A 26,236-nucleotide genomic window follows, 5' to 3' on the forward strand; every position below is an offset into this window, starting at 1 on the left:
GTCGGCACACTCATCAGAGTAGCCTGTATTAAAAAAGTTGCGCTGATTTATTCATGTCAGGGTTTTTATGGCCGGTTGCTTGCTGGTAAACGCGTTGGCGCCCAGCGGTTTAACACAAAGTGTAGGCAGGCCATAGCCAACAACGTGAGGGCCAGTGCGACACTCATTGACGAGAACCTATAGAGCGCGCTGTATACCAGATCCTGCTGCGGGCCTAACGACTGACCAAATAGAATCCCCAGGGTAGTCAGCCCACCAAAGCCAATCCCCGAACCACCCCCTTCGTGAATGTGCTCGCGAGCAAAAAGCATCAGCCCCAGCCAATAGAGCAACACTACCAGTAAAAAATGGTGGCTCTGGGTATACAGAAGTAGCTGCATGAGTAACGCCAAATTGCATCCCAGCAGTGTTCCTACGGCTCGTTTGGCGGCGGATACTTTCGCTCCAGAGTACCCCAGCGTAAACAGCACCAAAATGGTGGCCATCTGCGCAGAAAGTGAACCCTGTAAGTCGAATACCTGAAACACCACAAACGAGAGCGTGGCGGTTAATCCACCAATGAAAGTTTCATGACGAACTTGCGAGGAAGTTTTGGAAGCTCTTGGTGGTGGCTTCCGGGCTTCTACATCGGGAAACAGCGTATGCATCAGCATGGCAATAAACACGGCTAAACCACTGGCAACGAGATTACAGGCCAGTAAATCGCTCAAGTCCACATTAGGGTAGCTGGCGAAATGCAGCAGAATGCTGAGCGTCAGCACGCCATTGGCGCCAAACAGAAACAGCGGCCCTTTCGCCATCAGGTTAAAGCGAAACAGAAAAATGCCCAACACCACTAGGGTCATCACTACCGGCATATGTTTCAGCAACCCCACTACCAGGCTAACTTCGAGCACGTTGATCGATACATTGGCTAGAAACTGACGAATGATATGGCCATTAAGAATCGGCACCATGCCCAGTAAAAACATCGGGAAAACGGTAAAAAACACACCGTAGTTCCAGCCCATCAGCTGGCTAATCACAAACCCCAGCGTGCCGCCCCCAGCCACTCTAAGGCACTGACGCAGGCCATTCCTTGAGAGTTCGGGTTTGCGCTTAGCTGCCGCTAAGCTAGAGGATCCCGCTCTGGCAGACCTCTTTTTAATAAACATAGTGCAGCCAACTGATGAGATGTGCCTGTAACCATACAAAAGGCTTGGCCAGGACAGCGTCACCGGGCTGGAGCTGTACCGTGGCGCGGGCGCCGCTGGGTAATAAGTTCGCGATTGGCTGAGTTAGCGCCAGGTGTACGCGCATACGCTGAGCATCGCGCACCCAACGATCAGTGGTGGGAATATCGGCCAACTGCCCATCGGCAGCCAACTGCCCTTCGCGGACACCGGCGTCCATGGCAAGGACTTGGGCATCAAATACCTGGCCCGGCCAGGCATCAAACACTACCCGCGCTGCGTCACCAGGCGCCACATGGCGCAGACTCTTTTCACGAAAATCGGCAATGATATCTACTGCATCCGCCACTACCGCTACCGCTGGCTGCCCCGCCTGAACATAGTCACCGACATCTAGCTGCAGGTTGGAAACACTCCCGGCTTGCGCGGCGCGCACCTGGGTATGGGCAAGATCCAACCGCGCTTGGGAGAGTGCGTTTTCCGCTTGGCGTAAACGCAGGTTCGTCTCGCCGACATCGCCCAACTGCACTTCCAGGCTGACTATTTTAGCCCTGGCCGCTGCCACGCTGGCCTGTGCGGTGCGCTCAGCAGCCACCTGCTGCTCATACTGTTGACGGGATACGCTCTGCTGCGCCACCAGGGTTTCGGCACGACGAAGTTCCCCCCTCTGCTCGTCAGCTGTCGCTTCAGCTGATGCCAGCTCCGCTTGCGCCGAGGTGAGCTCTGCTTCCAACTGGGCATTCTCCCGTTCAGCCTGTTCGCGATTCAGCTGTGCCTGCTCAACGGCCAATCGAAACGGCGCGGGGTCTATCTGAAACAGCACATCGCCTTTAGCCACATGTTGGTGATCACGCACCAATACCTCACTCACTGGGCCACTGAGTTCGGGCGCTATACGCGTTACCGGCCGCATCACTCGCGCCTCGGGAGTCATGGGCATAAAGCTATCGGCCACCAGAAAATAGATAAAAAGCAGCACAAAGGCAGCAAGGGCTATTTTCACCCAACGGGCAAATTTTTGATCAGGGGTCATGCAAAACTCTCTTGTTAGCCACCAGGCATCCACCCGGCCAGCGCCTCTATACGGGCGCGTATCGTGTAGGAAATAGCATATGGGACTTTAGTCTAACAAATAATTAGCTTGCTAACAATATACATATACTTATTCACTACATCAGCGCTCAATAACAAGCTTATAAAAACAAAAACCCCATGGCATAAAGGCCACAGGGCTGAGTACTGAGTGCTTAGTGATTCGCTACGCTTTTAAGCGAACGATTTAGAACCGATAACGTAGACCAATGCTGGCCGCATCAAAGGTATAGTCAGACTTATCCAGGTAGCGCATGTAATCTGCATTCACCGACAAATTGGGGGCTACGTCCATTTCGGCGCCGCCACCGTAGGAAAAATCACTCTCCCGGTTACTACTAACCTCAACTTCCGTGAAGCCTGCTAAACCGTATAACCGCACTTCAGGGGCCACCGGAAAAATCCCTTTTGCATAAGCGCCAGCTAGATGATCCAGATCAGCACCGCCATCTGAACCGCCTGTACCTAAATGGCCTTCCAGAGCAAAATAGTCATTAAATTGAGCGCCGCCACGCAGGCGTAAGCCTACGTCATCGCGGGAAGAGCCTCTGTCTGGATCCAGGCTCCAGAACATGGCATCGCCGCCCAAGTAAGCTTGCGGGTAACCGAAGGACTGTTGTGCTTGGGCACTCGTTGCAAATGCGCCTGCACCCACCAGGAGTACCGCCGAAGTAAGTGACAACATGGACATCTTCATAGCTTGCACCTCAGTTAAAAAACAGTGTTTCCTTACACTTTTGTATTGTGATTCATAACTATGAAGAACGCAAATATTTACCGCCCCTTGGATAAGCTCAGCACGATAATACCGCCAACGACCACGGCTCCACCGACTAGCTGTCCAGGGCTAAGCATTTGTCCCAGCACGAAATAACCCAACACCAGGGAGGCCACCGGCTCGATATTCATCACCGGCGCGTTGCGTGCCATATCGAGTCGGGGCACAAAAATAAACAGCGTTGAGAACGCCGAACCATACAGCAGCCCAAGGAGCGTAAGCCCCAGCCAGCCAGTGCTGTTATCTGGCAGGCTCATTCCCCCTGGCACCACACCAGCGATGCCGCCAATGATCATGACGATAAACACCGTTTGCATGGTCAAAAGGCTGCGCAGCGTACTGCCCACACCCGCCAGGCGGTGTTCGGTGACCCACAGCGCGCAGGCAAATACGAAGGCCGCCATTAATCCAAACCCAATGCCCGCGATCCAACCCGGCCCCATGGCATCAGCGCTAGCAATCCAAGAGGGGATATCAAGCACCACCAGTAAACCAATTAAAATAGTGCCCATAATCAGGCAGCTTCTCAGCGTAGGGCGCGGGCCGCCCAATGCCCAACTGAGCAGCGCCAACTGAATGGGAAAGGTATTGACCAATAGGAGCGCAATCACCACCGGCAGTCTGGCTACGGCCGAGTAGAGGCTAACGCTCTGAATCGCGATCAGCAGCCCCACCGTGAGCTGCCACGGCCAACTCCCCGCAGGCAGCCAGAGCCGTTTTTTCTGCACGATAACGAGTGCCACCAAAATCAGACAGGCCACCCCTGAGCGGGTTAATACCGCCAGTAACAACCCGGTACCATTATCAAACGCCAGCCGCGCCGAGACATGATTGGCGGCGAACATGGTAGCCACAGTCATCATTAACAGAATAGCCAAGTGGCGCGGCAGTAGTTTAGGCAAAGGGGACGCTGACATAAGAACAGAACGGCTCATTAAAAGAGTAGAAGGTGTAAGGTGAATCTCGGGCGTATAGCCATCAATGGCTCAGCATGCCTCGCTTTTCCATAGAAGGCTAACGAAATTCAGGCGCTGCTTTTCCGCAACGCAGCATGTTATACTAAAGTCTATCTCTTTGCTCACTAACCTCCTAGCGAAAAGGTTTTTATGAACGCACCGGTGCTGGTAATTAACTGCGGTTCCTCCTCTATTAAATACGCGTTGATTGACTCAGATCCTCAGGCACCGCGACTCGAAGGCATCGCTGAACGCTTGGGTAGCGAGGAGGCGCGCTTAAAGGGCAAAAACAGCGCCGGTGAACGCTTTACTCAGCCACTGCCTGGAGCCGACCATACCCAAGCCCTTAACGCAATCCTTGAGCGTATGGAGGGCCGATTACCGGCGGCTGTAGGCCATCGCATCGTTCATGGCGGCGAGCACTTCACCCAAGCCGCGCTCATCGATGATAGTGTCATGGCGGCTATTCAAACTACCGCAGCACTAGCACCACTGCATAATCCAGCCAATCTAGCGGGTATTGCGGCGACCCAAAACGTCTTTCCTACGCTGCCCCAAGTGGCCGTGTTTGATACCGCTTTCCACCAAACCATGCCGCCCCGCGCATACCGTTACGCGCTGCCTGAAAACCTCTACGCCGAGCATGGCATTCGCCGCTATGGCTTTCACGGCACCAGCCACGCTTACGTTAGCCAGCGGGCAGGGGAACTGAGTAGCCGTGGCCCAGGTGGCTGGCTGACCGCCCACTTGGGCAATGGCTGCTCTACCAGCGCGGTGTGGAACAACCACAGTCTGGATACCAGTATGGGCCTGACCCCCCTGGAAGGCTTGGTGATGGGCACCCGCAGTGGTGATGTTGACCCTGGCCTGCATGTCCACCTGCACCGCCAACTGGGCTGGTCGTTAGACAAAATTGATGACGTGCTCAATAAAGAGAGTGGCCTGCTGGGGCTTTCAGGCTTAACCAACGATATGCGCGAAATTGAAGAGGCAGCCGAACAAGGGCACGCCACCGCACAGTTAGCCATGGAGGTGTTCTGTTACCGTATCGCCAAATCGTTAGCAGCGCTCTCTTGCGCTCTACCCCAGTTAGACGGGGTTATTTTTACCGGCGGCATTGGCGAGAACTCGCCTATCGTGCGCCGTCATGTGCTGTCGCTTATGCCCCACTTCGGCTTTGCGCTGGATAACGACGCGAACGAAGCGACTATCCGCGGCAAAGAGGGCAAGCTGGATAGCGCTGGCCACGATGGGCCCCAGGTATGGGTGATTCCTACCGATGAAGAGGGCCGCATAGCCATGGAAACCCGCCACTGCTTAGAGACACGTGTATGACTACCCACCCCGACCAGCCTCAAGCGATTCTGTTAGTACCCACCAGCGAGGGCGTTGGGCTTACCTCCGCCTGCCTGGGGTTAATTCAAGCGCTGGATACCATCGGCCTGAAAGCCGGCTTTTTAAAGCCGTTTATGCAGAACGAACTGAACGGCCCGGGGCTGGATCGCTCCACCGCACTCGTCTCCCGGGCGCTTAACCAGCGCCCTCCCTCGCCGATTTCCCAGGCACGGCTAGAGCGCTTACTACGCGACGACCAAACCGATGAACTGATGGAGAATGCCGTCGAGCTCTATGAGCAGGTTGTCCAGCAGGCTCACCGTGATGGCAGCACCCTAGACCTCGTTGTGGTAGAAGGCGTAGTGCCTACCCAGCACACCACCTACGCCACCCAAACCAACGCCCAGCTCGCCAACGCGCTTAATGCGCGGATTATTCTGGTGGGCACCGGTGACTTAAACGAGCCTCAGGCCCTGGCCGAACAGTTGGATATGCACGCCCGCAGCTTTGGTGGGGTTAGCTCCAGCCGCACCCTGGGCGGCATTCTGATGCGCATGAAGAACCTACCCTACGCTCAGGAAGACGATCTTTCTGCAGCGCCGGGCACCTTCAAACCGCGGCTGGAAGAGTCGGTACTCAGCGAACTACGCCAGTACTCCCCGGCCCTGGCGACGGATAAATTCCACCTGATTGGCGTGGTGCCTTATAGCAAAACCCTTAGCGCCCTGCGCACGCTGGATGTAGCCCGAGCGCTTAATGCCAAGTTGTTGAACGAAGGCGAGGCAGCCAGCCGCCGGGTGCTTTCCACCAGCCTCTGCGCCCGCAGTGCTGCCAACGCGCTGCATATTTTCACCCCTGGCAGCTTGGTAGTGGCCTCCGGCGATCGGGATGATGTGGTGCTGGCCTCGGCGCTGGCGACCATGAATGGTGTTCAGCTAGCGGGCGTACTGCTGACCAACGGCTTTATGCCCAACGACAATATGATTGAGATGTGCCGCCCCGCGTTGAAAACGGGCCTACCGGTATTGGCGGTAGACACCGACAGCCTGACTACCGCCCAGCACCTCAGCCAGTTAAGCAGTGAAATCCCCATGGACGATTTCGAGCGTGCCGAGCAGGTGGCCCGCTACGTTGCGGCCCATATGGATCTTGAGTGGCTGAAAGACCACCTGAGCAGCGGTTATACCCGTCGTCTATCGCCTTCAGCGTTTCGCCACCAGCTGGTTAAACTCGCTCAGTTGGCCAAAAAGCGCGTGGTGCTGCCGGAAGGCGATGAACCGCGCACGGTTGAAGCGGCGATTATCTGCCAGCGCCGCGGCATAGCCGACTGCGTACTGCTGGGTAAGCGCGACGATATCGAAAACGTAGCGCGTAACCGCGGGCTGACGCTGCCCAAGGCGCTGACAATCATCGACCCGGAGAGCAGCCGCGCGCGCTATATTGGCCCCATGGTCGAGCGTCGTCGCGGCAAACTCAACGAACTCACCGCCGAGGCGCAGCTGCAAGATAACGTGGTGCTCGGCACCATGATGCTGCAGTTGGATGAAGTCGACGGGCTGGTTTCCGGCGCCGTACACACCACCGCCAATACCGTGCGGCCCGCCTTCCAGTTGATTAAAACCGCGCCGGAGTATAATCAAGTCTCGTCGATTTTCTTTATGCTGCTGCCCGAACAGGTAGTGGTCTACGGTGACTGCGCAGTGAATCCCGACCCGGACGCTGAAACCCTGGCCGAGATCGCCCTGCAAAGCGCCCGCTCCGCGGAAGCCTTTGGCATCGAGCCACGGGTCGCCATGATCAGCTACTCCACCGGCGACTCCGGCACCGGCGCGGATGTGGATAAAGTCCGCGAAGCCACCCGCATTGCCAAACAACGCGCGCCACATCTGGCCATCGACGGCCCGCTCCAGTACGACGCCGCCGCCATCGAGAGCGTGGGCAAACAGAAAGCCCCCGACTCGCCGGTCGCGGGTAAAGCCACCGTGTTTGTGTTTCCCGACCTCAACACCGGCAACACTACCTATAAAGCGGTGCAGCGTAGCGCCCGCGTCGTCAGCGTAGGCCCCATGCTGCAAGGCTTGAACAAGCCAGTGAACGACCTTTCCCGCGGCGCGCTGGTCGACGACATCGTTTACACCATTGCGCTGACTGCCATTCAGGCCAGCCAGCGGGAAAGTTAGGTCTCATCCTGCCAAGTTATCGATAAACAGGGTGGTGACGGCACAAAGCCACCACCCGCTCCCGGACTTGGCGTGCCACCTGCTCACTTGCGCCCGTTTCGAGCGCGTCTAAGACATCGCACAACCAACCTGCGAGCTGTTCGCACTCATGCACCTTGAAACCACGTGTGGTGACGGCCGGAGTACCGATACGCAGCCCTGATGTCACTAAAGGAGAGCGGGGATCATTGGGCACTGAGTTCTTGTTTGTTGTGATATAGGCCTCGCTCAGCGCCGCATCCGCATCCTTACCGGTATAGGGCTTGGCGGACAAGTTGATCAGCATCATATGATTGTCGGTTCCACCAGACACGATATTGTAGCCACGCTGCTGAAGCACTGCGGCCATGGCGCGGGCATTAGCCACTACCTGCTTTTGATAAACCTTGAACCCTGGTCGTAGCGCCTCCTTGAAAGCAACTGCTTTAGCAGCGATCTGATGCATCAATGGGCCGCCCTGGATACCAGGGAAGACAGCCGAGTTGAGCTTCTTGTAGAAATCTTCACCCTGGCCCTTGGCCAGAATGATGCCTCCTCGCGGGCCACGCAGGGTTTTATGCGTGGTGCTGGTCACCACATGGGCGTGAGGCAACGGATTGGGATATTCGCCAGCCGCGACGAGACCGGCTACATGCGCCATATCCACCCAGAAAATCGCCCCCACCTTATCGGCAATGGCCCGCATACGCGCCCAATTTTTGTGGCGTGAGTAGGCCGAAAATCCGCCAATCAGCATTCTGGGGCGCACCTTCAGAGCAGTGCGCTCCATCTCGTCGTAGTCGATCAGCCCTGTCTCAGGATCAAGTCCATAAGCAGCCACCTTATAATGGATGCCGGAGAAGTTAGCAGGATTACCATGGGTAAGGTGGCCACCTTGGGCCAGGTTCATCCCCATCACAGTGTCGCCAGGATTAGTCAGCGCCAGAAACACCGCCGCATTGGCCTGTGCGCCCGCATGAGGCTGGACGTTAGCATAGTCACAATCAAATAGCGCTTTGACCCGCTCAATGGCTAGACGCTCTGCCACGTCCACATTTTCACAACCACTGTAGTAACGTTTGCCTGGGTAACCTTCGGCATATTTGTTGGTGAACACCGAGTTTTGGATAGCCATTACCAGTGGGCTGGCATAGTTCTCGGAAGCGATCAACTCAACATGCTCTTCCTGACGACACTCTTCGTTCTTAACGGCTCCCGCAAGCTCGGCGTCAAACTCGGCAAGCGTCATAGAGGAGTTGTACATGATGGGATCCTATCAGTTAGATGAATGAGCAGACTGGCAACTAGTCTCATGCGCCCACCTCTCTATCAATTGCGGCGTAAGACTGGGTTAAGTGCTGGAGCGCAGCGGGCGCCAGAAGGCGAGACACGCGCGCCACAATATCGTCGATGTTTTCCTCGTCACACACCAAGGGCGGTAACAGACGAATGACGGTATCGCGGGTAACGGTGATCAGCAGACGCTGTTCGTTTAACGCACGCCCAACCAGCTCCCCACAGGGCCTATCCAACTCAATCCCGACCATAAGACCCAGACCACGGACAGCATTAACGTTTGGATGATTGTTCAGCGCCTTTTGCAACCCTGAGAGCAGCCGAGCACCCAACATGGCAGCCCGCTCTTGGAGCTGATCGCGGGTCATGATGTCGAGCACGGTAGAGGCCACCCGGCAGGCCATCGGGTTGCCGCCGAAGGTCGAGCCGTGCTGGCCAGGCGAGAACAGGTCGGCCGCCACGCCGCGTGCTAGGCATGCACCGATAGGAAAGCCGTTGCCGAGAGCCTTCGCCAGGGTTATCACGTCCGGCGTAATACCCGCGTGCTGGTACCCGAACCAAACACCGGTGCGTCCCAGGCCAGTCTGGATCTCGTCAAGCATCAGCAGCCAGTTGTTCTGGTCACACAGTGCCCGCAACTCGCGCAGGTAGTCGGCGCTGGCGATGCGAATGCCGCCTTCTCCCTGCACCGGTTCTACCAGCACCGCCACGATATCGGTCTCTAGGGAAGCCGCTCGGTACACCGCCTCAATATCATTGTAGGGAACTCGCACAAAGCTGGGCAGCAATGGCTCGAAGCCGTGCTGCACCGCAGGGTTACCAGTGGCTGCGAGGGTTGCCAGGGTCCGGCCATGAAAGGCGTTCTCCATCACCACTATCTTGGGCCGCGACACCTGCTGGCGCCCCCCATGTAGCTTTGCCAGCTTAAGGGCGGTTTCGTTGGCCTCTGCACCCGAGTTGCAGAAAAAAGCCGTTTCCATGTCCGACATTGCGCACAGGCGCTCGCCTAACAGCTCTTGCCAATCGATGCGGAAGACGTTGGAAGTATGCATCAATAGTCCGGCCTGCTCGGCGACAACAGCAGCGATCTCTGGGTGAGCGTGGCCCAGACTAGTCACCGCGACACCTGAAATGGCATCCAAATACTCCACGCCCTGTTCATCCCAGAGATGCACGCCTCTGCCGCGCACAAAAGAAACAGGCTGGGGCGCATAGGCGCGCATCAGGTGGGAGTGTGTGTGCGGCATAGGTCGATCCTTGTGTCGAGAGTTCCAGCAAGCCAAGGCCTACAAAGCGGGCCTGCAAAGCAAAAGTAAAGAGTCCGAATGGCAATGACTGTTTTTATCGCGGTAACGCTTCTGTACTAGATTCGCCCGGCCAGTAATGGCTGTCTGGCAGAGGGCGGGCACCGAAGATCGCCTGCCCTACCCGAACCACCGTCGCGCCCTCTTCGATGGCAATTTCAAAATCTCCAGACATGCCCATCGACAACTCATCCAGTCCAATGCTGGCTGGCGCACTCTGCCGCAACTGGTCGCGCAAGCGGCGCAGCAACACGAAGCACTGGCGTACCCGCGCAGCCTCGGAGGAGAACAGCGCCAGCGTCATCAACCCGCGCACGCGCAGCGCGGAAAACGCCGGTAATGCCTGGACAAAGGGGGCTACATCCTCTGGGTTCAGACCGTATTTACTGGGCTCGCCAGAAGTGTTGACCTGCACAAATACGTCCAACGCGCGCCCTTCAATTTGCAGGCGGCGATCCAGGGCCTCGGCTAGCCGTAAGCTATCCAGCGCCTGAAACTCGCCAGCAAACCGCGCGACCAGTTTGGCCTTATTGGTTTGCAGGTGACCGATTACTGACCAGTGCAGATCATCCAAGTCCTGCATGGCTTCCCATTTGCGGTGGGCCTCCTGCACTTTGTTCTCCCCCAATATCCGGCAGCCCGCCGCATAAGCCATGCGCAGGCTCGCCTCAGGCTTGGTTTTACTGACGGGCAACAGGCGCACCGCTGCCGAATCACGGTTGGCGCGACGACAAGCAGCGTCGATGCGCTTGCGTACGGTGGCAAGGTTGCGCCGAAAGTCCTCAACGCTATTGGCCTGCGGATATAAGCCGTGCCGGTCGTGATGGGTTTGTGTGTCGATCTTGGCTAACATCTTCTGGCACTCCTTACACCTGATCCCTATTCAGAATGACGCACAGCGCTATTCCTCGTCGGTCACAATACAGTAGCGATAAACACAGTCTAAGCTTAAAATGGTCTGCCCTATCAGACCACTGCTCAGCCTTGAGGCAGACCGCTTGTCAAAGACATTCGAACTCGAAACGCTGAAGATACGGCTGAACGATGCCGACTTCCGACGGCTTGATCTGCACCAGCGTATTCAGCGTTCTTTGCGCGCGCTGATTTTGGATGGTGCCCTCTCTCCTGGCGTCAAACTGCCAGCCACCCGAGCGCTAGCCAAATCACTTGGCGTCGCCCGCGATACCGTTGAGAACGCTTACGTACAACTTCAGCGTGATGGCTTTATCGTGCGGCGAGGCGGCTCGGGGAGCTATGTAGCAGAGGCTGTGGGTACTGAGCTGCGGGGCGCAGCACGCAGACGCATCCAGCGGCAGGGGTACAAACGAGATGTGATGGAGCAGAGCTCGGGGCTGAGCCGACGCGGCCAAGTGATTCTTGATAGTGGTGGCGTTATCGATCCGCAGGTGATCAAAGCCTTTACCCCCGGATTGCCGGAAACCCGCAACTTCCCGACCGGTGTATGGGAACGTTTACAACGTCAAACGCTGAAGGACTACCGTACCAATGCCCTTTTACATGGCGACCCACAAGGTGCCGAACCACTGCGCAAGGCGATCGCGGTTTATTTGAACCTTGAACGCGGCGCCATGGTTTTTCCCGAACAGATCTTGGTACTCAGCAGCACAAGGCAGGCACTATACCTGTGTGCCCAGCTGTTGGTGGACGCTGGCAAGCCAATCTTACTGGAGAACCCAGGGTATGTCGGTGCCAAGAAAGCCTTTGAAGCTTCCGAAGCCAGGGTTGTTCCCATTGATGTCGATAACCAGGGAATACGCACAGACCTATTAAGGGCAGATCAACATGGAGCCAACTGTGTTTACGTGACGCCCTCTCACCAATACCCCACTGGCGCAACCCTGTCATTGCAACGCCGACTTGAACTAATTAACTGGGCTGCCGAAAATGACAATTGGATTATCGAAGACGACTACGACAGTGAGTTTCACTACGAAGGGCTGCCTACCGCTTGTGTCCAAGGCCTGGACAAATATAAAAGAACCATCTACTTAGGCACCTTTAGCAAGACGCTCTACCCAGGACTCAGAATGGGATACATGGTTTTACCGCAAGAGTTGGTCAGTGCATTCACTTACGCACGCAGCGTCATGGATGGACACACGCCTCAGATCCCCCAGTTGACCCTTGCACGCTTTATGGAAGATGGGTACTTCAACGCTCATGTCCGGGCCATGCGCAAACTTTATGCCGGCCGCAGAGAAGTCATGCTCGAATCTATCGGCACACACTTGGGAGACATTGTGACGGCGTTACGACCAGAAGGTGGCTTGCAGATCCCCTGCCTATTGAAAACTGGATGGTCGGAAGAAAAAACCATTCGTCAGGCCGCAGCCGCAGGCGTGCACCTACTTGGGCTCAGCCGACTGTATGCCAGTAAGGAAAAGAAGCAAGGTTGGCTTCTGGGCTACTCCTCCTTAACCGCCTACGAAATCGAAATGGCCGTGCTACGCCTCGCCAAGGCCTTGAAAAAGCCCTGAAAAAACCTTCGGTTAAAAAACAGTATGTAACGCAATCCAAGTGGTCTGATACAACGTTAAGAAATGGCCCAACATACAAGACCATAGAGTAGCTACTATTTACCGCATCTATTTACCACATGGCTGAGGCCAATAGCCTCTCGCGGGTGCAGTGGAGATAGGTGGGTATTACTCATGTGTACTGATCGAGGGAGTTTATATGAAAACAGCGATTGCTCTTCGCCATCTTCATTTCGAAGATGTTGGCACACTAGATGCTGTGCTAACGGATCAGGGCTATACGCTGCATTACCTCGATCCAAAAGGCGACGATCTTAATAGTGTAAGCGTACAGGATGCCGACCTGCTAATCGTGTTAGGCGGCCCCATTGGTGCCTACGATGAGCAGATCTACCCCTTTCTCGAAAATGAGCTATCCGCCCTGCGCAAGCGGTTGGAAACCGGTAGGCCCCTGTTGGGTATCTGCTTGGGTGCTCAACTCATCGCCAGGGCACTGGGTGCCAAGGTCTACCCATTGGGAGTCAAGGAAATCGGTTTCGCACCACTGACACTGACACCGGAGGGACAGGCATCCCCGCTGGCCGCTTTGGGGGAGACCCCAGTCCTCCACTGGCATGGCGACCAGTTCGGCATTCCCGCTGGTGGCATTCACTTAGCCAGCACGCCTGTAGGTGCCCACCAAGCATTTTCGATCGGACGCAACGTGCTTGGGTTACAGTTTCATCTTGAAGCCGATGCGAACAAAATTGAGCAGTGGCTGGTCGGCCACGCTAGTGAACTGAGCCAAGCGGCCATTGACCCCCGCGAGCTACGTGCGGACGCCGCGAGACTGAATGACCGCCTAACCAAAGCCGCGCGAGAAGTTGTTGTGGACTGGCTAAGCGAACTGGACGACTAGCTTTCAGAAAGTCTTTGAACAGCCCGTAATTATTTACTAACGCATAGTGAAAAAAAACCGCCCCAGGCAAACGCTGCCTAGGGCGGTTTTATATGTGCTTTAACTCGCGCACAAACGATTCACACCCACATAGGCACCATCGATTCCAGCACCATGACTAAACTCATCGCGGTGATGGTAAGGATTGAGACGCCAAACACTTTCTTGGCCCAGCGCACATCGTCGTCTAAACGGTAGCCACGCAGGGCCAGGTAGAGCCAGTAGCCACCCATGGTCAGCGCCACGCATAGATACCCGGCGCCCGCCTGGCTGGCCAATCCCAGCGCCAGAGAGGCGGGAATAAACGCCACGATATAGCCCAGGATATGGTGTTTGGCCATTTTGACCCCGCGCACCACCGGCAGCACCGGGATCGACGCGCGGCGGTAATCCGCATAGCGGAAGATCGCAATGGCGTAGGAGTGCGGCATCTGCCACAGGCAGAAGATCACCAGCAGCATGATGGCGCCGCTGTCGAACTGCCCCGTCACCGCACAATAGCCCACCACCGGCGGCATGGCACCGGAGAGACTGCCCACCAGGGTGCCGTACTCGGAGCGGCGCTTCATGTAGAGACTATAAAGCCCCACATACACGCCCCAGCCAATCACCGCCAGAGCCACGGTTAACCCGTTGGTGCCCAGCGCCAGACACACCACCCCCGACACCCCCAGCAGAGCTGAAACGCCCAGAGCCTGAGTAATGGAAATGCTGCCTCTTACCAGGGGGCGATGGCGCGTACGCGCCATCAGTGCATCAATATCGCGGTCAATGACGTTGTTACACGCACAGCCCGACGCAATGATTAATGCAATCCCCACCATGACCGCGACAAAACTGAGCCACTCGAACTGCCCCTGGGCGGCCAGAAAATAGCCGCCTAGGGTGGCAATCAGGTTGCCCCCGATAATGCCGGGTTTGGTCAGCTCAAGCAGATCCCGCCAGCGGCTAGGTGCTGAAATCAGCCGATCATCATGTTGAGATGCAGATGCTGCATGATCCACAGCGAGCCTCCTACCACTAAGACGAGAATCGTCAGTGTGAAGACGAAGGACATCATATTCCAGCCTTCGTCGGCTTTGGTACTCATATGCATAAACATGACCAGCTGCACCAGTATTTGCAACACAGCGGTCACCATGACCACCACTACGGTAGCCAGTGTGCTTAGCGCGCCACTCATTACCACCGCAAAGGGGATAATGGTCAGTATCAGCGACAATACCAGTCCTGTCACATATGACTTTACGCTGCCATGGGCGTTGGTTGAACTAGCACTCATCTCACAGCACTCCCATCAGATAGACGAATGAGAAGACACAGATCCAGACAATATCCAGGAAGTGCCAGAACAGGCTTAGGCACAAAATCCTTGGTCGGGTCATATCATTCAACCCTTTGGTAGAAAGCTGAACCAGCATCACCAGAATCCAGATCAACCCGAAGGTTACGTGCAGGCCGTGGGTGCCCACCAGGGTAAAGAACGACGACAGAAAGGCACTTTTATCCGGCCCATAGCCCTCGTGGATCAAGTGCTGAAATTCGTAGATCTCCATGCCCACAAAGGCCGCACCGAGCACAAACGTGATGGCGAGCCATGCTTTCACCTGGCCAAGGCGCTCGGCATTCATTGCCAATACGCCCATGCCAAAGGTAAAACTACTGAACAGCAGCAGAAAGGTTTCGACCAGTACAAAGGGCAGCTCGAAAATTTCTGCCGCGGAGGGGCCTGCTGCCGTGCCCTTCATCAGCACGGCATAAGTGGCGAACAGCGATCCAAAAATCACCAGGTCGCTCATTAAGTAGACCCAAAAACCAAACACTTTGGTGCCCGCAGCATCGTGATGCTCATGGGGCTCGGCCGATGCGCCGTGATGTAACGTATCCGTTGCCATTACGCTTGCGCCTCCACGCCTAGTTGTTGCTCACGTTTGAGTTGATGCTCACGTTCGATTCGCTCAACTTCAGCAGCGGGAACGTAGTAGTCGATATCATCGTTAAACACCCGCGCCATAAAGCTGATGAATACACCCACGGCGCCGACGCCGGCTAACCACCAGATATGCCATACCAGGGCAAAACCGATGACCAGCGCAAAGAAGCTGATAACCGGCCCGGCCACGGTATTACGCGGCATATGAATATCGGTGTAGGGGGCTTCTTCAAGCTGCTCACTACCGCGCTGTTTTTGCGACCAGAAGCTGTCGATATCACCCACTTCCGGCAGGCGCGCAAAGTTGTAGAACGGTGCAGGTGAAGAGGTAGACCACTCCAGCGTGCGGCCATCCCAGGGATCGCCGGTAACATCCGCATTTTGCTTGCGGTCGCGGATACTCACCCAGAACTGAATAATGGTGCAGACAATACCCAGCATGATGATCACGGCGCCCACCCAGGCCAGAATCATCCACGGTTGCCATTCAGTGTTGGGATAAGACTGCATGCGGCGTACGGCACCAAAGAAGGCCAGCACGTAAAGCGGCATAAAGGCGACGTAGAAGCCGATAAACCAGCACCAGAACGAACGCTTGCCCCACTTTTCGCTCAGCGTGAAGCCGAAGGCTTTGGGGAACCAGAAGGTAAGCCCCGCCATCATGCCGAACACCACGCCGCCGATAATGACGTTGTGGAAGTGGGCGATGACAAACAGGCTGTTATGCAGAACAAAGTTGGCTGCGGGCACCGCCAGCATGACGCCGGTCATACCGCCAAGGGTAAAGGTGATAATAAAGCCCAGCGTCCACAGCACCGGCGACGTCAGCTCAAGGCTGCCGCGGAACATCGTAAACAGCCAGTTGAACACTTTCACCCCGGTGGGAATGGCGATGATCATCGTCATAATGCCGAAGAAGGCGTTGACGTTGGCCCCTGCCCCCATGGTGAAGAAGTGGTGCAGCCAAACAATAAACGACAGCAACGTGATCGCAATGGTCGCCCACACCATAGTGGCGTAGCCGAACAGGCGCTTACGGGCAAAGGTCGCAATCACTTCAGAGAATACGCCAAAGGCGGGCAGAATCAGGATATAGACTTCCGGGTGGCCCCAGGCCCAGATGAGATTGACGTACATCATCATGTTGCCGCCAAAATCATTGGTAAAGAAGTGCATACCCAAATAGCGATCCAGGGTTAACAGCGCGATGGTCGCGGTTAAAATAGGGAAGGAGGCGATGATCAGCACGTTGGCGCACAGCGATGTCCAGGTGAAGATCGGCATACGGAACATCGTCATGCCTTTGGTGCGCATTTTGATAATGGTTACAAAGAAGTTGATACCGGTGAGCGTCGTCCCTATCCCGGATATCTGTAACGCCCATATCCAGTAATCGACCCCCACCCCGGGACTGAACTCGATCCCCGATAAAGGCGCGTAAGCGAGCCAGCCGGTAGCTGCGAATTCGCCCACTACCAGCGAAATATTGACCAGTATCGCGGAGACCGCAAACAGCCAAAAACTTAAGTTATTCAGGAAAGGGAAGGCAACGTCGCGGGCACCAATCTGCAGCGGTACCACCAGGTTCATCAGGCCGATGACCATGGGCATGGCGACAAAGAAGATCATAATCACGCCATGGGCGGTAAAGATCTGATCGTAGTGGTGAGGCGGCAAATAGCCCGCTGCATCCCCGGCGGCCATGGCCAACTGGGTACGCATCATTATCGCATCCGAGAAGCCACGCAGCAGCATGACCAGGGCGACGATGAAGTACATGATACCGAGCTTTTTATGGTCGACGGAGGTAAACCACTCGTTCCATAGCCAGCCCCATTTGCGGTAGTAGGTTATCAAACCAAACAGCGCGATCCCACCAATGGCCATAAAGGCCGCGACGACCATGATGATCGGCTCGTGGTAGGGAATTGACTCTAACGTGAGTTTTCCAAACACGACTTAACCTCCCGCTTCTACGCTAGAAGGATGGCTGCGCATGGCACTATCCTGACTAGCATGGTTGTTGGTTTCATGGCCTGATTCGGCCGCATGATCAATAGCGTGAGCGCTTTCGCCATCGGTTGGCTCAGCATGGTCGCTACCCATCTGGTGGCCACCGCCCATCTCATGCTCTCCGCCGGTGTGGAAGCTTCTCAAAATGCTTTCATACAAAGAGGGCGAAATCGCAGAGAAGTACTCCACCGGATTCGATTTGCTGGGCTCAGCCAACGCCTCATAACCTTCGGGATAGGTCAGCGTTTGTGGGGCGCCGCGCACCGTTTCAACCCAGGCGTCAAACTCGGCAGGCGTGGTCACTTTGGCTTCAAAGGTCATCCCGGAGAAACCCGCGCCGCTGTAGTTAGTGGAGCGACCAGGGTAAATGCCGATTTCATCGGCGATCAGATGGACGTCGTTATCCATGCCCGCCATGGCGTAGATCTGGCTGCCAAGGTGAGGGATAAAGAAAGCGTTCATCACCGAGCCAGAGCTCACCCGAAAGCGCACCGGCGTATCCACTGGGAAGGCCACTTCGTTAACGCTGGCCACGCCCTGCTCGGGGTAGATAAATAGCCACTTCCAATCCAGCGCGACGGCCTGAATTTCGATCGGCGCCACATCGCTTTCCAGCGGCTTGTGGGGATCAAGGGTATGGGAGGTTTTCCAGGTCAACAGGGCGAGTACAGCGATAATCGCGCAGGGTACGATCCACACCACTGCCTCGATCACATTGGAGTGTGCCCAGTCAGGCATGTATTTAGCCATGTCATTACTGCGACGATAGCGCCAACCAAACAGCAGCGTCATGGCAATAACAGGAATAACCACAATCAACATCAGGCCAAAAGCGGTTAAAATCAGCGTGCGCTGCTCAGCGCCGACCTGGCCTTTTGGGTCTAACAGCGCTGAGCTACAGCCTGCTAGAAACAGACACAGCGCAAGGAGCACCAAAGTGCCTCGCCTGCGCCAAAGAGAGCGTCGTTGCATGGTGTGATCTCATCCAGGGTTTAAAAAAACAACAGGTTAATTGAAACACTAGCCTGCCAAGCGGCTAGAAACATAGCAGGCTAACTACCACCCCATACTCTTCCCAAAACATGCTCGTAAGAACATTGCATTAAGCAGTGAGCGTCATTGCTCCGGGAAAAATATGCGTCGCCGGATGGGAATTGGCGACGAGCCCAGCTGTTCCAATCACAAGAGTGTTGGATCAACTAAGACTAAAGTATTTTCTATTGATCTAGATCACGAAAGAAGTGGCGCATTGCCGCACCCCAGGTATTGACTGCTATGCGCCCCCTCTTCGTCGGTGACCACCACGTCAAAATCGTCCAGGGCAGCGAAATAGGCCGGGCGTACTACGCCAAACTTACTGGCATCCACCACCAACAGCCGCTGCATGGCGGTGGCAATGGCTGCCTGTTTGGGTGCAACCTCGTGAAAGTGAAAGCAGCTAACACCACGCTCTAAATCTACACCTGCCGCAGATATCAGCGCTTTATTAATGCCTAAACGTTCGATGGCAGCAGCGATATTGTCGCTGCCAAATGACTGAGAAGCGGGATAAAACAACCCACCCAGCAGCACCAAGCGCACGTTGGGGAGTGCGGCGACGGCATTGGCAACGTTTAATGCATAGGTGACGACTGTCAGCTCATGGAAATGACTTAACTGGCTTAACAGCGGCATCAGCGTTGACCCGCAGTCAATAAACAGCGTATCGCCCTCTTGTATATAGCCTAAGGCACGTCGGCAGAGCCGATGCTTGGCCTGATAGTGGCTGGCCTGCTGTTCATTTAAGTCATAAATAGGCGTTACGCCTGGGTAATTTGCCATCACTAGCCGCCCCCCCAGCAGGCTAATAGCGCTCTTCTGGGTAGTCAGATCGCGGCGGATGGTCATTTCGGAAACATTACACAACTCTGCGGCATCGCGCAGATGTAGAGTCCCGCCACTGGCAAGCGCTTCCTGAAGTTTGGCAAGGCGCTGAGCGCTACGGCCATTCATGGTGGGCATCTCCTGGCAAACCCTCTTGTTTTGATTTTATCAGCGGGAGTATCGGTATTGCGTCGATTTCTATGCTGAGCGAGCTGCGGCGTAATTTCCACTGCTACGACGGTTCTTGACGCTATTAAGTGCCACAGTGAGAGTTATATGACATTTAAATAGCGTTGATGTGACACTACTTGCAAATAAACGTTAGAAAAATAACACTAAATGTTATAATTTTAACATTAACGCCAGCCCGCACAATTACAACCCACGGATAGCCACACCCAAATGGCTCCGCGATAACCTTGTTGAGGCTCCTATGACAGTTCGTACACACTCTCCCTCTTCTTCTCGCCCCTCGTCTGCTGTCGCGCTTGGCGCTGGCATAGTGGGTGTAATAGCGGCAACGATCGCTACGCCGCTAATGGCAGATGACGCTCAACCGCATCCTCTTGATCGGCTGTGGTCATTCGCCAACGTTTCGGTTAACTATCTTGATTGGTCAAACGGTACTGAAGATCGCACCGCTTCCAACGCGGCGAAAAGCGACTTTATGTTTCTCGAAATCGAAGGTGGCGCTGGCTTTAGCTGGGGTGAGTTTTACGGCTTCTTTGATTTCGAGAACCCCACTAACGATCAGTTCGATGAGTCAAGCGGTGGTAAAGACAACTTCCGCACCGCGGGTAAAGTGACCTCGCATATTTACCTGGGTGATAGCCCGCTATCGATTTATGCCCACCTGTATGACTTCCGCGATTACGGCTATAACAGCCGCGAGCAGGATCAGATTCTGGGCCTGGGCTACCGCACCACCTTTGATAACGGCCTCTGGTTCAAGCCCTTTATTGGTGCTGCGCGGGTGCAAAGTAACAGCTACACCGGTATGAACGGCTATATGGCTGGCTGGGTCGCGGGTTATGATTTCACTGCGCTCAACCAGAACTTCAGCGTCACCAACTGGCACGAGCAAACCTTTGGTCGTGACGATGAGTATCTGGAGCAGAATTACGTGGGCGATACAGCGGGCAGTGTAGGCACCAACGGTGCTCTGAGCCTGTGGTGGCACCCTAGCGACTTGATCACCACCGGCATTCAGTATCGCTACTCTGAGAATAAGTTGGGCACTCCCAACGATTACCAGAATGCGATGATCTACTCCGTCAAGCTCAACTTACTATAATCGCGTTTTACACGCGCGGACTCGAAGGATCTCCCTATGACACTCCTTATGAGCTTGGTGGGTATGGTCACTCTGGTGGCCATTGCCCTGATCTTCTCCTACGACCGTAAGTCGATTCGGCTACGCACTGTTCTAGGCGCCTTTGCTATTCAAGCAGGTATTGGAGCCTTTGTACTCTATGTGCCGTTTGGCCAAGCGGTGCTTCAGGCCATCTCCTCCGGCGTTAGCCAGATTTTGGTGTATGCCAACGACGGTATCGGTTTCCTGTTTGGCGGCTTAGCCGATGTGGATAACGTTGGCTTTGTATTTGCCATCAAAGTACTCCCGGTAATCATCTTTTTCTCCTCGCTAATCGCCGTGCTCTACTACATCGGCATTATGCAGTGGGTTATTCGCATCCTGGGTGGTGCCCTGCAGAAAGCCCTGGGTACCTCTCGGACTGAATCACTCTCTGCCACGGCGAATATTTTCGTCGGCCAAACCGAAGCGCCGCTGGTGGTGCGTCCGTTTATTGCCCGCATGACGCCTTCGCAGCTGTTTGCCGTTATGTGTGGTGGTTTGGCCTCGGTCGCTGGTTCGGTATTGGCAGGTTACGCCGCACTGGGCATTCCCATGGAGTACCTGGTAGCGGCCTCCTTTATGGCAGCGCCCGGCGGCTTGCTATTTGCCAAACTGATCATGCCGGAAACCCAAGACGTTACCGATAGCGACAGCGTTTCCAAGGTGGAAGAAGAAATTGAGGCCAAAGAAGATAAGCCTGCCAACGTGCTCGACGCGGCGGCATCGGGCGCGACATCAGGTCTCATGCTGGCAGCCAACGTTGGCGCCATGCTGCTGGCATTTATCGCCCTGATCGCCTTGATCAACGGCATATTAGGCGGTATTGGCGGCTGGGTGGGCTTTGACTCACTGAGCCTGGAACTGATCCTGGGCTGGCTGTTTGCCCCGTTGGCCTTCCTTTTAGGTGTACCCTGGGAAGAGGCCACGTTGGCAGGTTCTTTTATTGGCCAAAAATTAGTGGTCAACGAATTTGTCGCCTATATCAACCTGGCCCCCTACATTGATGGGGAACAGGTGGTGGCTGCCACGGGTCAAATGATGACACCGCACACCATGGCGATCCTCTCTTTTGCACTGTGTGGCTTTGCGAACCTTTCTTCCATTGCAATTCTGCTTGGCGGCTTGGGCAGCATCGCCCCAACTCGTCGCAAAGAGATTGCCCGCTTTGGCGTCAAAGCCGTGTTGGCCGGTACACTGTCCAACTTAATGTCGGCCTCGATTGCTGGCTTCTTCATCGCCTTAAGTAACGCCACTGCTTAACGCAGCGGGTTTTACTGAAGGCGGCGGGCGCTGCGGTTTTATCCGCAGTGCCCGTTTTTATCATTTACTGATTTGTGAGAACTCCATGACTGCGACTGCTTCCCCCCATATCGTCCAAGCCGCCCGCCTAGCGCTTACCCTCATGGATCTGACGAGCCTGAACGACAGCGACACTGACAGTACCATTGAAGCGCTCTGCCAACAGGTAAAAACGCCCTTTGGCACCCCTGCTGCGGTCTGCGTCTACCCACAGTTTATTGTCACCGCCCAGCGCGCGCTTACCGCCCATAAACTCGATAACCAAGTTAAAATTGCCACGGTCACCAATTTCCCCAACGGCGGCGATGACATTATGGCCGCCGCCCGTGAAACCCGCGATGCAGTTGCCTCCGGCGCTCATGAAGTCGACGTGGTGTTCCCCTATCGCGCGCTGATGGCGGGCGATGAAGAGACTGGCCTTGAACTGGTCGAGATGTGCAAAGCCGCCTGCGCGGGCCAAGCGCTGCTGAAAGTCATTATTGAGTCCGGTGAGCTTAAAGAGCCTGCGCTGATTAAACGCGCCAGCGAACTCGCTATTGAAGGCGGTGCGGATTTTATTAAAACATCCACCGGCAAAGTGGCCGTCAACGCCACCCTAGAAGCCGCCGAAATCATGCTCAAGGCAATTAAAGCCAGTGGCCAGGACGTTGGCTTCAAAGCGGCAGGGGGCGTTAAAACAGCCGAAGATGCGGCCGAGTACTTGGCCCTTGCCAACGACATCATGGGCCCAGGCTGGGCAACCCCCGCGCACTTCCGCTTTGGGGCCTCTAGCCTGCTGGGCAATCTGATGGCGACGTTGACCGGCAACACCAACGCTGCCACTACAGACGGAGGTTACTAATGGCTGCCAACGCAACTAAACACACCCTACTCCCCCAGGAACTGATTCGCCTTAAGCGTGATAATCAGCCGCTACCCGCGGAAGAGATCAAAGCCTTTGTCCAGGGCATTGCGGATGACCGTATCAGCGACGCCCAGATTGGCGCCTTCACCATGGCGGTGTTTCTTAACGGTATGAGCCGTGAAGAAGTAGTTGCCCTGACCACCGCCACCCGCGACTCCGGCCATGTGATGCAGTGGAGTGACCTGAACCTGCCCGGCCCGATTGTCGATAAACACTCCACCGGCGGCGTAGGTGATTTGGTCTCACTAGTACTCGGCCCCTGGGTGGCCGCCTGCGGCGCCTTTGTACCGATGATCTCCGGGCGCGGCCTGGGCCACACTGGCGGCACGCTGGACAAGCTCGAATCGATCCCCGGCTATGACCCCTACCCTGCCCCAGAGCGTTTCCGCGACGTAGTGAAATCCACCGGCGTGGCAATTATCGGCCAGACCGGTGATCTCGCCCCAGCCGATAAGCGCATCTATGGCGTGCGTGATGTCACCGCTACGGTAGAATCGATTCCGCTGATTACCGCCTCTATCTTGGGCAAAAAGCTGGCCTCAGGGCTGGACGCGCTGGTGATGGACGTTAAAGTGGGCAGCGGCGCCTTTATGCCTACACCGGAAAAATCCCGCGAGCTGGCCAAAAGCATCGCTAATGTGGCGACCCAAGCGGGTACGCCCACGACTGCCCTACTCACCGATATGAGCCAACCGCTGGCCCCCTGCGCCGGTAACGCCGTGGAAATCGTCGAGACATTGGCGCTACTGCGTGGTGACCGCCCCAACAGCCGCATAATGCAAGTCACCCGCGAGCTGGCCGCGGAGATGCTGATCGCGGGCAAGCTCGCTGGCTCCCGTGAAGAAGCGCTCACTAAGCTTGAAAAGGCGCTGACCTCCGGCGCCGCCGCTGAAGTATTCGCCCGCATGGTGCGCGAACTCGGCGGCCCCAGCGACTTTATGGAGCGCTCCGAGCACTACCTGGCCAAGGCCGACGTGATTAAACCCGTGCATGCCGAGCAAGCGGGTATCGTGCAACGAATTGATACCCGCGCCGTGGGCATGAGCGTGGTCGAACTGGGCGGTGGTCGCCTACGCAACGACGCCAACGTTGACCACAGCGTCGGCTTCACCGACATCGTCGAAATCGGCGATAGCGTCGATAGCCAACGTCCCATCGCCATGGTTTACGCCCGCAGTGAAGCCGCCGCCGAGCGCGCCGCGGAACAGCTCCGCGCCGCGTTCACCATTGGCGAAGCGGCGGCCAGCGCCGACACCCTGCTGCAAGACACCTTCCGTGGAGAAGCCTTATGAGCCGCGCGATTGTAATCGTCCTCGATTCATTTGGAATTGGCGCCGCCCCAGATGCTGCGACCTTCGGCGATGAAGGCTCCGATACCCTGGGCCATATCGCCGCCGCCTGCGCCCGTGGCGAAGCGGATACCGCCCACCGTTCAGGCCCGCTCAAGCTACCCAACATGGCCAAGCTGGGGCTGTTTCACGCCCACCGTGATGCCACCGGCAGCGTGGCCGAAGGCGTTACGCTACCGGAAAGCCTGGAGGGCGCCTACGCCCACGGCAAAGAGATCTCCAGCGGCAAAGACACCCCCTCCGGCCACTGGGAAATCGCCGGTGTGCCGGTGCGCTTTGACTGGGGCTACTTTCTGGATAAAACCGACAGTTTCCCCCTTGAGTTGCTCGATGCCATTGTTGATGAAGCCGACCTAACCGGCGTGATTGGCAACTGCCACGCTTCGGGCACCGAGATCATCGCCCGCCTGGGTGAAGAGCACATCGCCACCGATAAACCGATTGTTTATACCTCGGCGGATTCGGTGTTTCAGATTGCCGCCCACGAAGAGTATTTCGGTTTAGAGCGGCTCTATAAGCTGTGCGAAACCGTCCGCGAACTGCTGGAGCCTTACAATATTGGCCGCGTCATCGCCCGTCCGTTTATCGGCGAGGACAGCAAAACCTTTGCCCGCACCGGCAACCGCCGCGACTACAGCGTTGAGCCGCCCTCGCCTACGGTGCTACAAAAGCTTGCCGATGCAGGTGGCGAAGTCGTCTCGATTGGTAAAATCGCCGATATCTACGCCCACTGTGGCATTACTCACAAAGTCAAAGCCAGCGGCCACGATGCATTGATGGACGCTACGCTCCAAGAGATCGAGCGCACCAGCCAACGTGACGAAGGCGAGCGCGCCATGATAATGACCAACTTTGTCGATTTTGACTCGGTTTACGGTCACCGCCGCGACGTACCGGGCTATGCCGCTGCACTGGAAGACTTTGATGCCAAGCTGCCAGCACTAATGGAGAAGCTAAGCGAAGACGACCTGCTGATTCTGACGGCCGATCATGGCTGCGATCCCAGCTGGCACGGTACCGAGCACACCCGCGAGTACATCCCGATTCTGGTACACGGCCCCGGCTTTACCCCCGGCCCGCTGGGCGAGCGCGGCACCTTTGCCGATATTGGCCAAACCCTCGCCGACTTTTTCCTGCTTCCGGCCATGGCCGATGGCAAAAGCTTTCTACCCGACGCTGCTTAAAGGCTAGCGCCGCTTAAAGGAGACCTTTTATGGCTACCCCACATATTAACGCTGCCCCCGGTGATTTTGCCGATACTGTACTGATGCCCGGCGACCCGCTGCGCGCCAAATACATCGCCGACACCTATCTGGAGAATGTTCGCCAGGTCAACGATGTACGCAATATGTTCGGCTACACCGGCACCTATAAAGGCCGGGAGATTTCCGTGATGGGCCACGGCATGGGCATTCCGTCGGTCTCCATCTATGCCAAAGAGCTGATCACCGACTACGGCGTTAAATCGCTGATTCGCGTGGGTTCCTGCGGCGCGGTGCGCGATGACGTCAACGTCCGCGATGTGGTCATCGGCATGGGCGCCAGCACCGACTCCAAAGTTAACCGTATGCGCTTTAACGACCATGACTTCGCCGCGATTGCGGACTTTGAGCTAACCCAGCACGCCGTGGCCGCCGCCAAGGCCAAAGGCGTGCCGGTAAAGGTCGGCAATATCTTCTCGGCAGACTTATTCTACAACCCGCAAACCGAGATGGCCGAAATGCTCAAGCGCTACGGCATTGTCGGCGTCGAGATGGAAGCCGCCGGCCTTTACGGCGTTGCCGCCGAGTTTGGCGCCCGCGCCATGACCATCTGCACCGTGTCCGACCACATTCTAAAAGGCGACTCGCTCTCCAGCGCTGATCGTCAAACGACTTTTGACGACATGATGCTCATCGCGCTGGACACTGTATTGCGCGACGACGCAGCCCGCGCTTAAGAGGCTTAAGAGGAAG

General features: G+C 56.1%; 23 protein-coding genes. 10 read left to right on the top strand and 13 right to left on the bottom strand.

Features of this window, described 5'->3' with window-relative positions; genetic code table 11:
• Positions 1-65: 65 nt before the first annotated feature.
• From QT231_RS07585 to QT231_RS07600, 4 genes are all read right to left on the bottom strand, one after another.
• Positions 66-1,154 (bottom strand): DUF2955 domain-containing protein, encoded by a 1,089-nt coding sequence (locus tag QT231_RS07585; RefSeq protein WP_308336308.1) that lies wholly within the window; start codon positions 1,152-1,154, stop codon positions 66-68.
• Positions 1,144-2,205: an HlyD family secretion protein gene (locus tag QT231_RS07590; protein WP_308336309.1), complete on the bottom strand. Its 1,062-nt coding sequence runs from the start codon at positions 2,203-2,205 to the stop codon at positions 1,144-1,146. Before QT231_RS07590 ends, QT231_RS07585 begins: the two co-directional genes overlap by 11 nt.
• A gap of 246 nt (positions 2,206-2,451) precedes the next feature.
• Positions 2,452-2,961: a porin family protein gene (locus tag QT231_RS07595; RefSeq protein ID WP_308336310.1), complete on the bottom strand. Its 510-nt coding sequence runs from the start codon at positions 2,959-2,961 to the stop codon at positions 2,452-2,454.
• A 77-nt stretch (positions 2,962-3,038) separates the two neighbouring features.
• A complete protein-coding gene (locus QT231_RS07600; protein WP_308336311.1) occupies positions 3,039-3,959 on the bottom strand; it encodes a DMT family transporter in 921 nt (306 codons plus the stop codon).
• Between the two features lie 189 nt (positions 3,960-4,148).
• On the opposite strand from QT231_RS07600, the gene QT231_RS07605 reads away from it, so the two are divergent.
• Together QT231_RS07605 and pta are read left to right on the top strand one after the other, a co-directional pair.
• A complete protein-coding gene (locus tag QT231_RS07605; protein WP_308336312.1) occupies positions 4,149-5,333 on the top strand; it encodes an acetate kinase in 1,185 nt (394 codons plus the stop codon).
• On the top strand, positions 5,330-7,513 hold the full coding sequence (gene pta / locus QT231_RS07610) for a phosphate acetyltransferase (RefSeq protein ID WP_308336313.1): 2,184 nt from the start codon (positions 5,330-5,332) through the stop codon (positions 7,511-7,513). Before QT231_RS07605 ends, pta begins: the two co-directional genes overlap by 4 nt.
• Positions 7,514-7,529: 16 nt before the next feature.
• Here pta and glyA read toward each other — a convergent pair whose 3' ends face one another.
• From glyA to QT231_RS07625, 3 genes are all read right to left on the bottom strand, one after another.
• Positions 7,530-8,795: a serine hydroxymethyltransferase gene (glyA, locus tag QT231_RS07615; protein ID WP_308336314.1), complete on the bottom strand. Its 1,266-nt coding sequence runs from the start codon at positions 8,793-8,795 to the stop codon at positions 7,530-7,532.
• Between the two features lie 46 nt (positions 8,796-8,841).
• The gene (locus tag QT231_RS07620; RefSeq protein WP_308336315.1) at positions 8,842-10,074 is read right to left on the bottom strand and encodes an aspartate aminotransferase family protein; all 1,233 of its coding nucleotides are present in this window, start codon (positions 10,072-10,074) and stop codon (positions 8,842-8,844) included.
• 94 nt (positions 10,075-10,168) lie between these two features.
• A complete protein-coding gene (locus QT231_RS07625) occupies positions 10,169-10,984 on the bottom strand; it encodes a YggS family pyridoxal phosphate-dependent enzyme (protein WP_308336316.1) in 816 nt (271 codons plus the stop codon).
• A gap of 145 nt (positions 10,985-11,129) precedes the next feature.
• Between QT231_RS07625 and QT231_RS07630 the strand changes: the two genes are divergently transcribed.
• Both QT231_RS07630 and QT231_RS07635 read left to right on the top strand, forming a co-directional pair.
• A complete protein-coding gene (locus QT231_RS07630) occupies positions 11,130-12,629 on the top strand; it encodes a PLP-dependent aminotransferase family protein (RefSeq protein WP_308336317.1) in 1,500 nt (499 codons plus the stop codon).
• A gap of 199 nt (positions 12,630-12,828) precedes the next feature.
• Positions 12,829-13,527 carry a glutamine amidotransferase gene (locus QT231_RS07635; RefSeq protein WP_308336318.1) on the top strand — a complete coding sequence of 233 codons (699 nt, stop codon included), beginning with the start codon at positions 12,829-12,831 and terminating at the stop codon, positions 13,525-13,527.
• Between the two features lie 119 nt (positions 13,528-13,646).
• Here QT231_RS07635 and cyoE read toward each other — a convergent pair whose 3' ends face one another.
• From cyoE to QT231_RS07665, 6 genes are all read right to left on the bottom strand, one after another.
• Positions 13,647-14,570, bottom strand: coding sequence for a heme o synthase (cyoE, locus tag QT231_RS07640; RefSeq protein WP_273190206.1), 924 nt, complete (start codon positions 14,568-14,570; stop codon positions 13,647-13,649).
• Positions 14,528-14,848, bottom strand: coding sequence for a cytochrome o ubiquinol oxidase subunit IV (gene cyoD / locus QT231_RS07645; protein WP_308336320.1), 321 nt, complete (start codon positions 14,846-14,848; stop codon positions 14,528-14,530). The genes cyoE and cyoD overlap by 43 nt, the downstream gene beginning before the upstream one ends.
• A 1-nt stretch (position 14,849) precedes the next feature.
• A complete protein-coding gene (gene cyoC, locus QT231_RS07650; protein ID WP_308336321.1) occupies positions 14,850-15,461 on the bottom strand; it encodes a cytochrome o ubiquinol oxidase subunit III in 612 nt (203 codons plus the stop codon).
• Complete coding sequence (gene cyoB, locus QT231_RS07655; RefSeq protein WP_308336322.1) at positions 15,461-17,455, bottom strand: cytochrome o ubiquinol oxidase subunit I; 1,995 nt, start codon at positions 17,453-17,455, stop codon at positions 15,461-15,463. The genes cyoC and cyoB overlap by 1 nt, the downstream gene beginning before the upstream one ends.
• 3 nt (positions 17,456-17,458) lie before the next feature.
• A complete protein-coding gene (cyoA, locus tag QT231_RS07660; protein WP_308336323.1) occupies positions 17,459-18,484 on the bottom strand; it encodes a ubiquinol oxidase subunit II in 1,026 nt (341 codons plus the stop codon).
• A 258-nt stretch (positions 18,485-18,742) separates the two neighbouring features.
• A complete protein-coding gene (locus QT231_RS07665; protein ID WP_308336324.1) occupies positions 18,743-19,504 on the bottom strand; it encodes a DeoR/GlpR family DNA-binding transcription regulator in 762 nt (253 codons plus the stop codon).
• A 304-nt stretch (positions 19,505-19,808) separates the two neighbouring features.
• Between QT231_RS07665 and QT231_RS07670 the strand changes: the two genes are divergently transcribed.
• From QT231_RS07670 to deoD, 6 genes are all read left to right on the top strand, one after another.
• Positions 19,809-20,669, top strand: coding sequence for an outer membrane protein OmpK (locus tag QT231_RS07670; protein ID WP_308336325.1), 861 nt, complete (start codon positions 19,809-19,811; stop codon positions 20,667-20,669).
• A gap of 36 nt (positions 20,670-20,705) precedes the next feature.
• Positions 20,706-21,989 carry a NupC/NupG family nucleoside CNT transporter gene (locus tag QT231_RS07675; protein WP_308336326.1) on the top strand — a complete coding sequence of 428 codons (1,284 nt, stop codon included), beginning with the start codon at positions 20,706-20,708 and terminating at the stop codon, positions 21,987-21,989.
• Positions 21,990-22,074: 85 nt separating this feature from the next.
• Positions 22,075-22,869: a deoxyribose-phosphate aldolase gene (deoC, locus tag QT231_RS07680; RefSeq protein WP_308336327.1), complete on the top strand. Its 795-nt coding sequence runs from the start codon at positions 22,075-22,077 to the stop codon at positions 22,867-22,869.
• A complete protein-coding gene (gene deoA / locus QT231_RS07685) occupies positions 22,869-24,224 on the top strand; it encodes a thymidine phosphorylase (RefSeq protein ID WP_308336328.1) in 1,356 nt (451 codons plus the stop codon). The genes deoC and deoA overlap by 1 nt, the downstream gene beginning before the upstream one ends.
• The gene (locus QT231_RS07690; protein ID WP_308336329.1) at positions 24,221-25,465 is read left to right on the top strand and encodes a phosphopentomutase; all 1,245 of its coding nucleotides are present in this window, start codon (positions 24,221-24,223) and stop codon (positions 25,463-25,465) included. The genes deoA and QT231_RS07690 overlap by 4 nt, the downstream gene beginning before the upstream one ends.
• Positions 25,466-25,494: 29 nt before the next feature.
• A complete protein-coding gene (gene deoD, locus QT231_RS07695) occupies positions 25,495-26,220 on the top strand; it encodes a purine-nucleoside phosphorylase (RefSeq protein ID WP_227404603.1) in 726 nt (241 codons plus the stop codon).
• Positions 26,221-26,236 lie beyond the last annotated feature (16 nt).

It is taken from the genome of Halomonas sp. SpR1, assembly GCF_031010175.1.
In the GTDB taxonomy this organism is placed as follows: Bacteria; Pseudomonadota; Gammaproteobacteria; order Pseudomonadales; family Halomonadaceae; genus Vreelandella.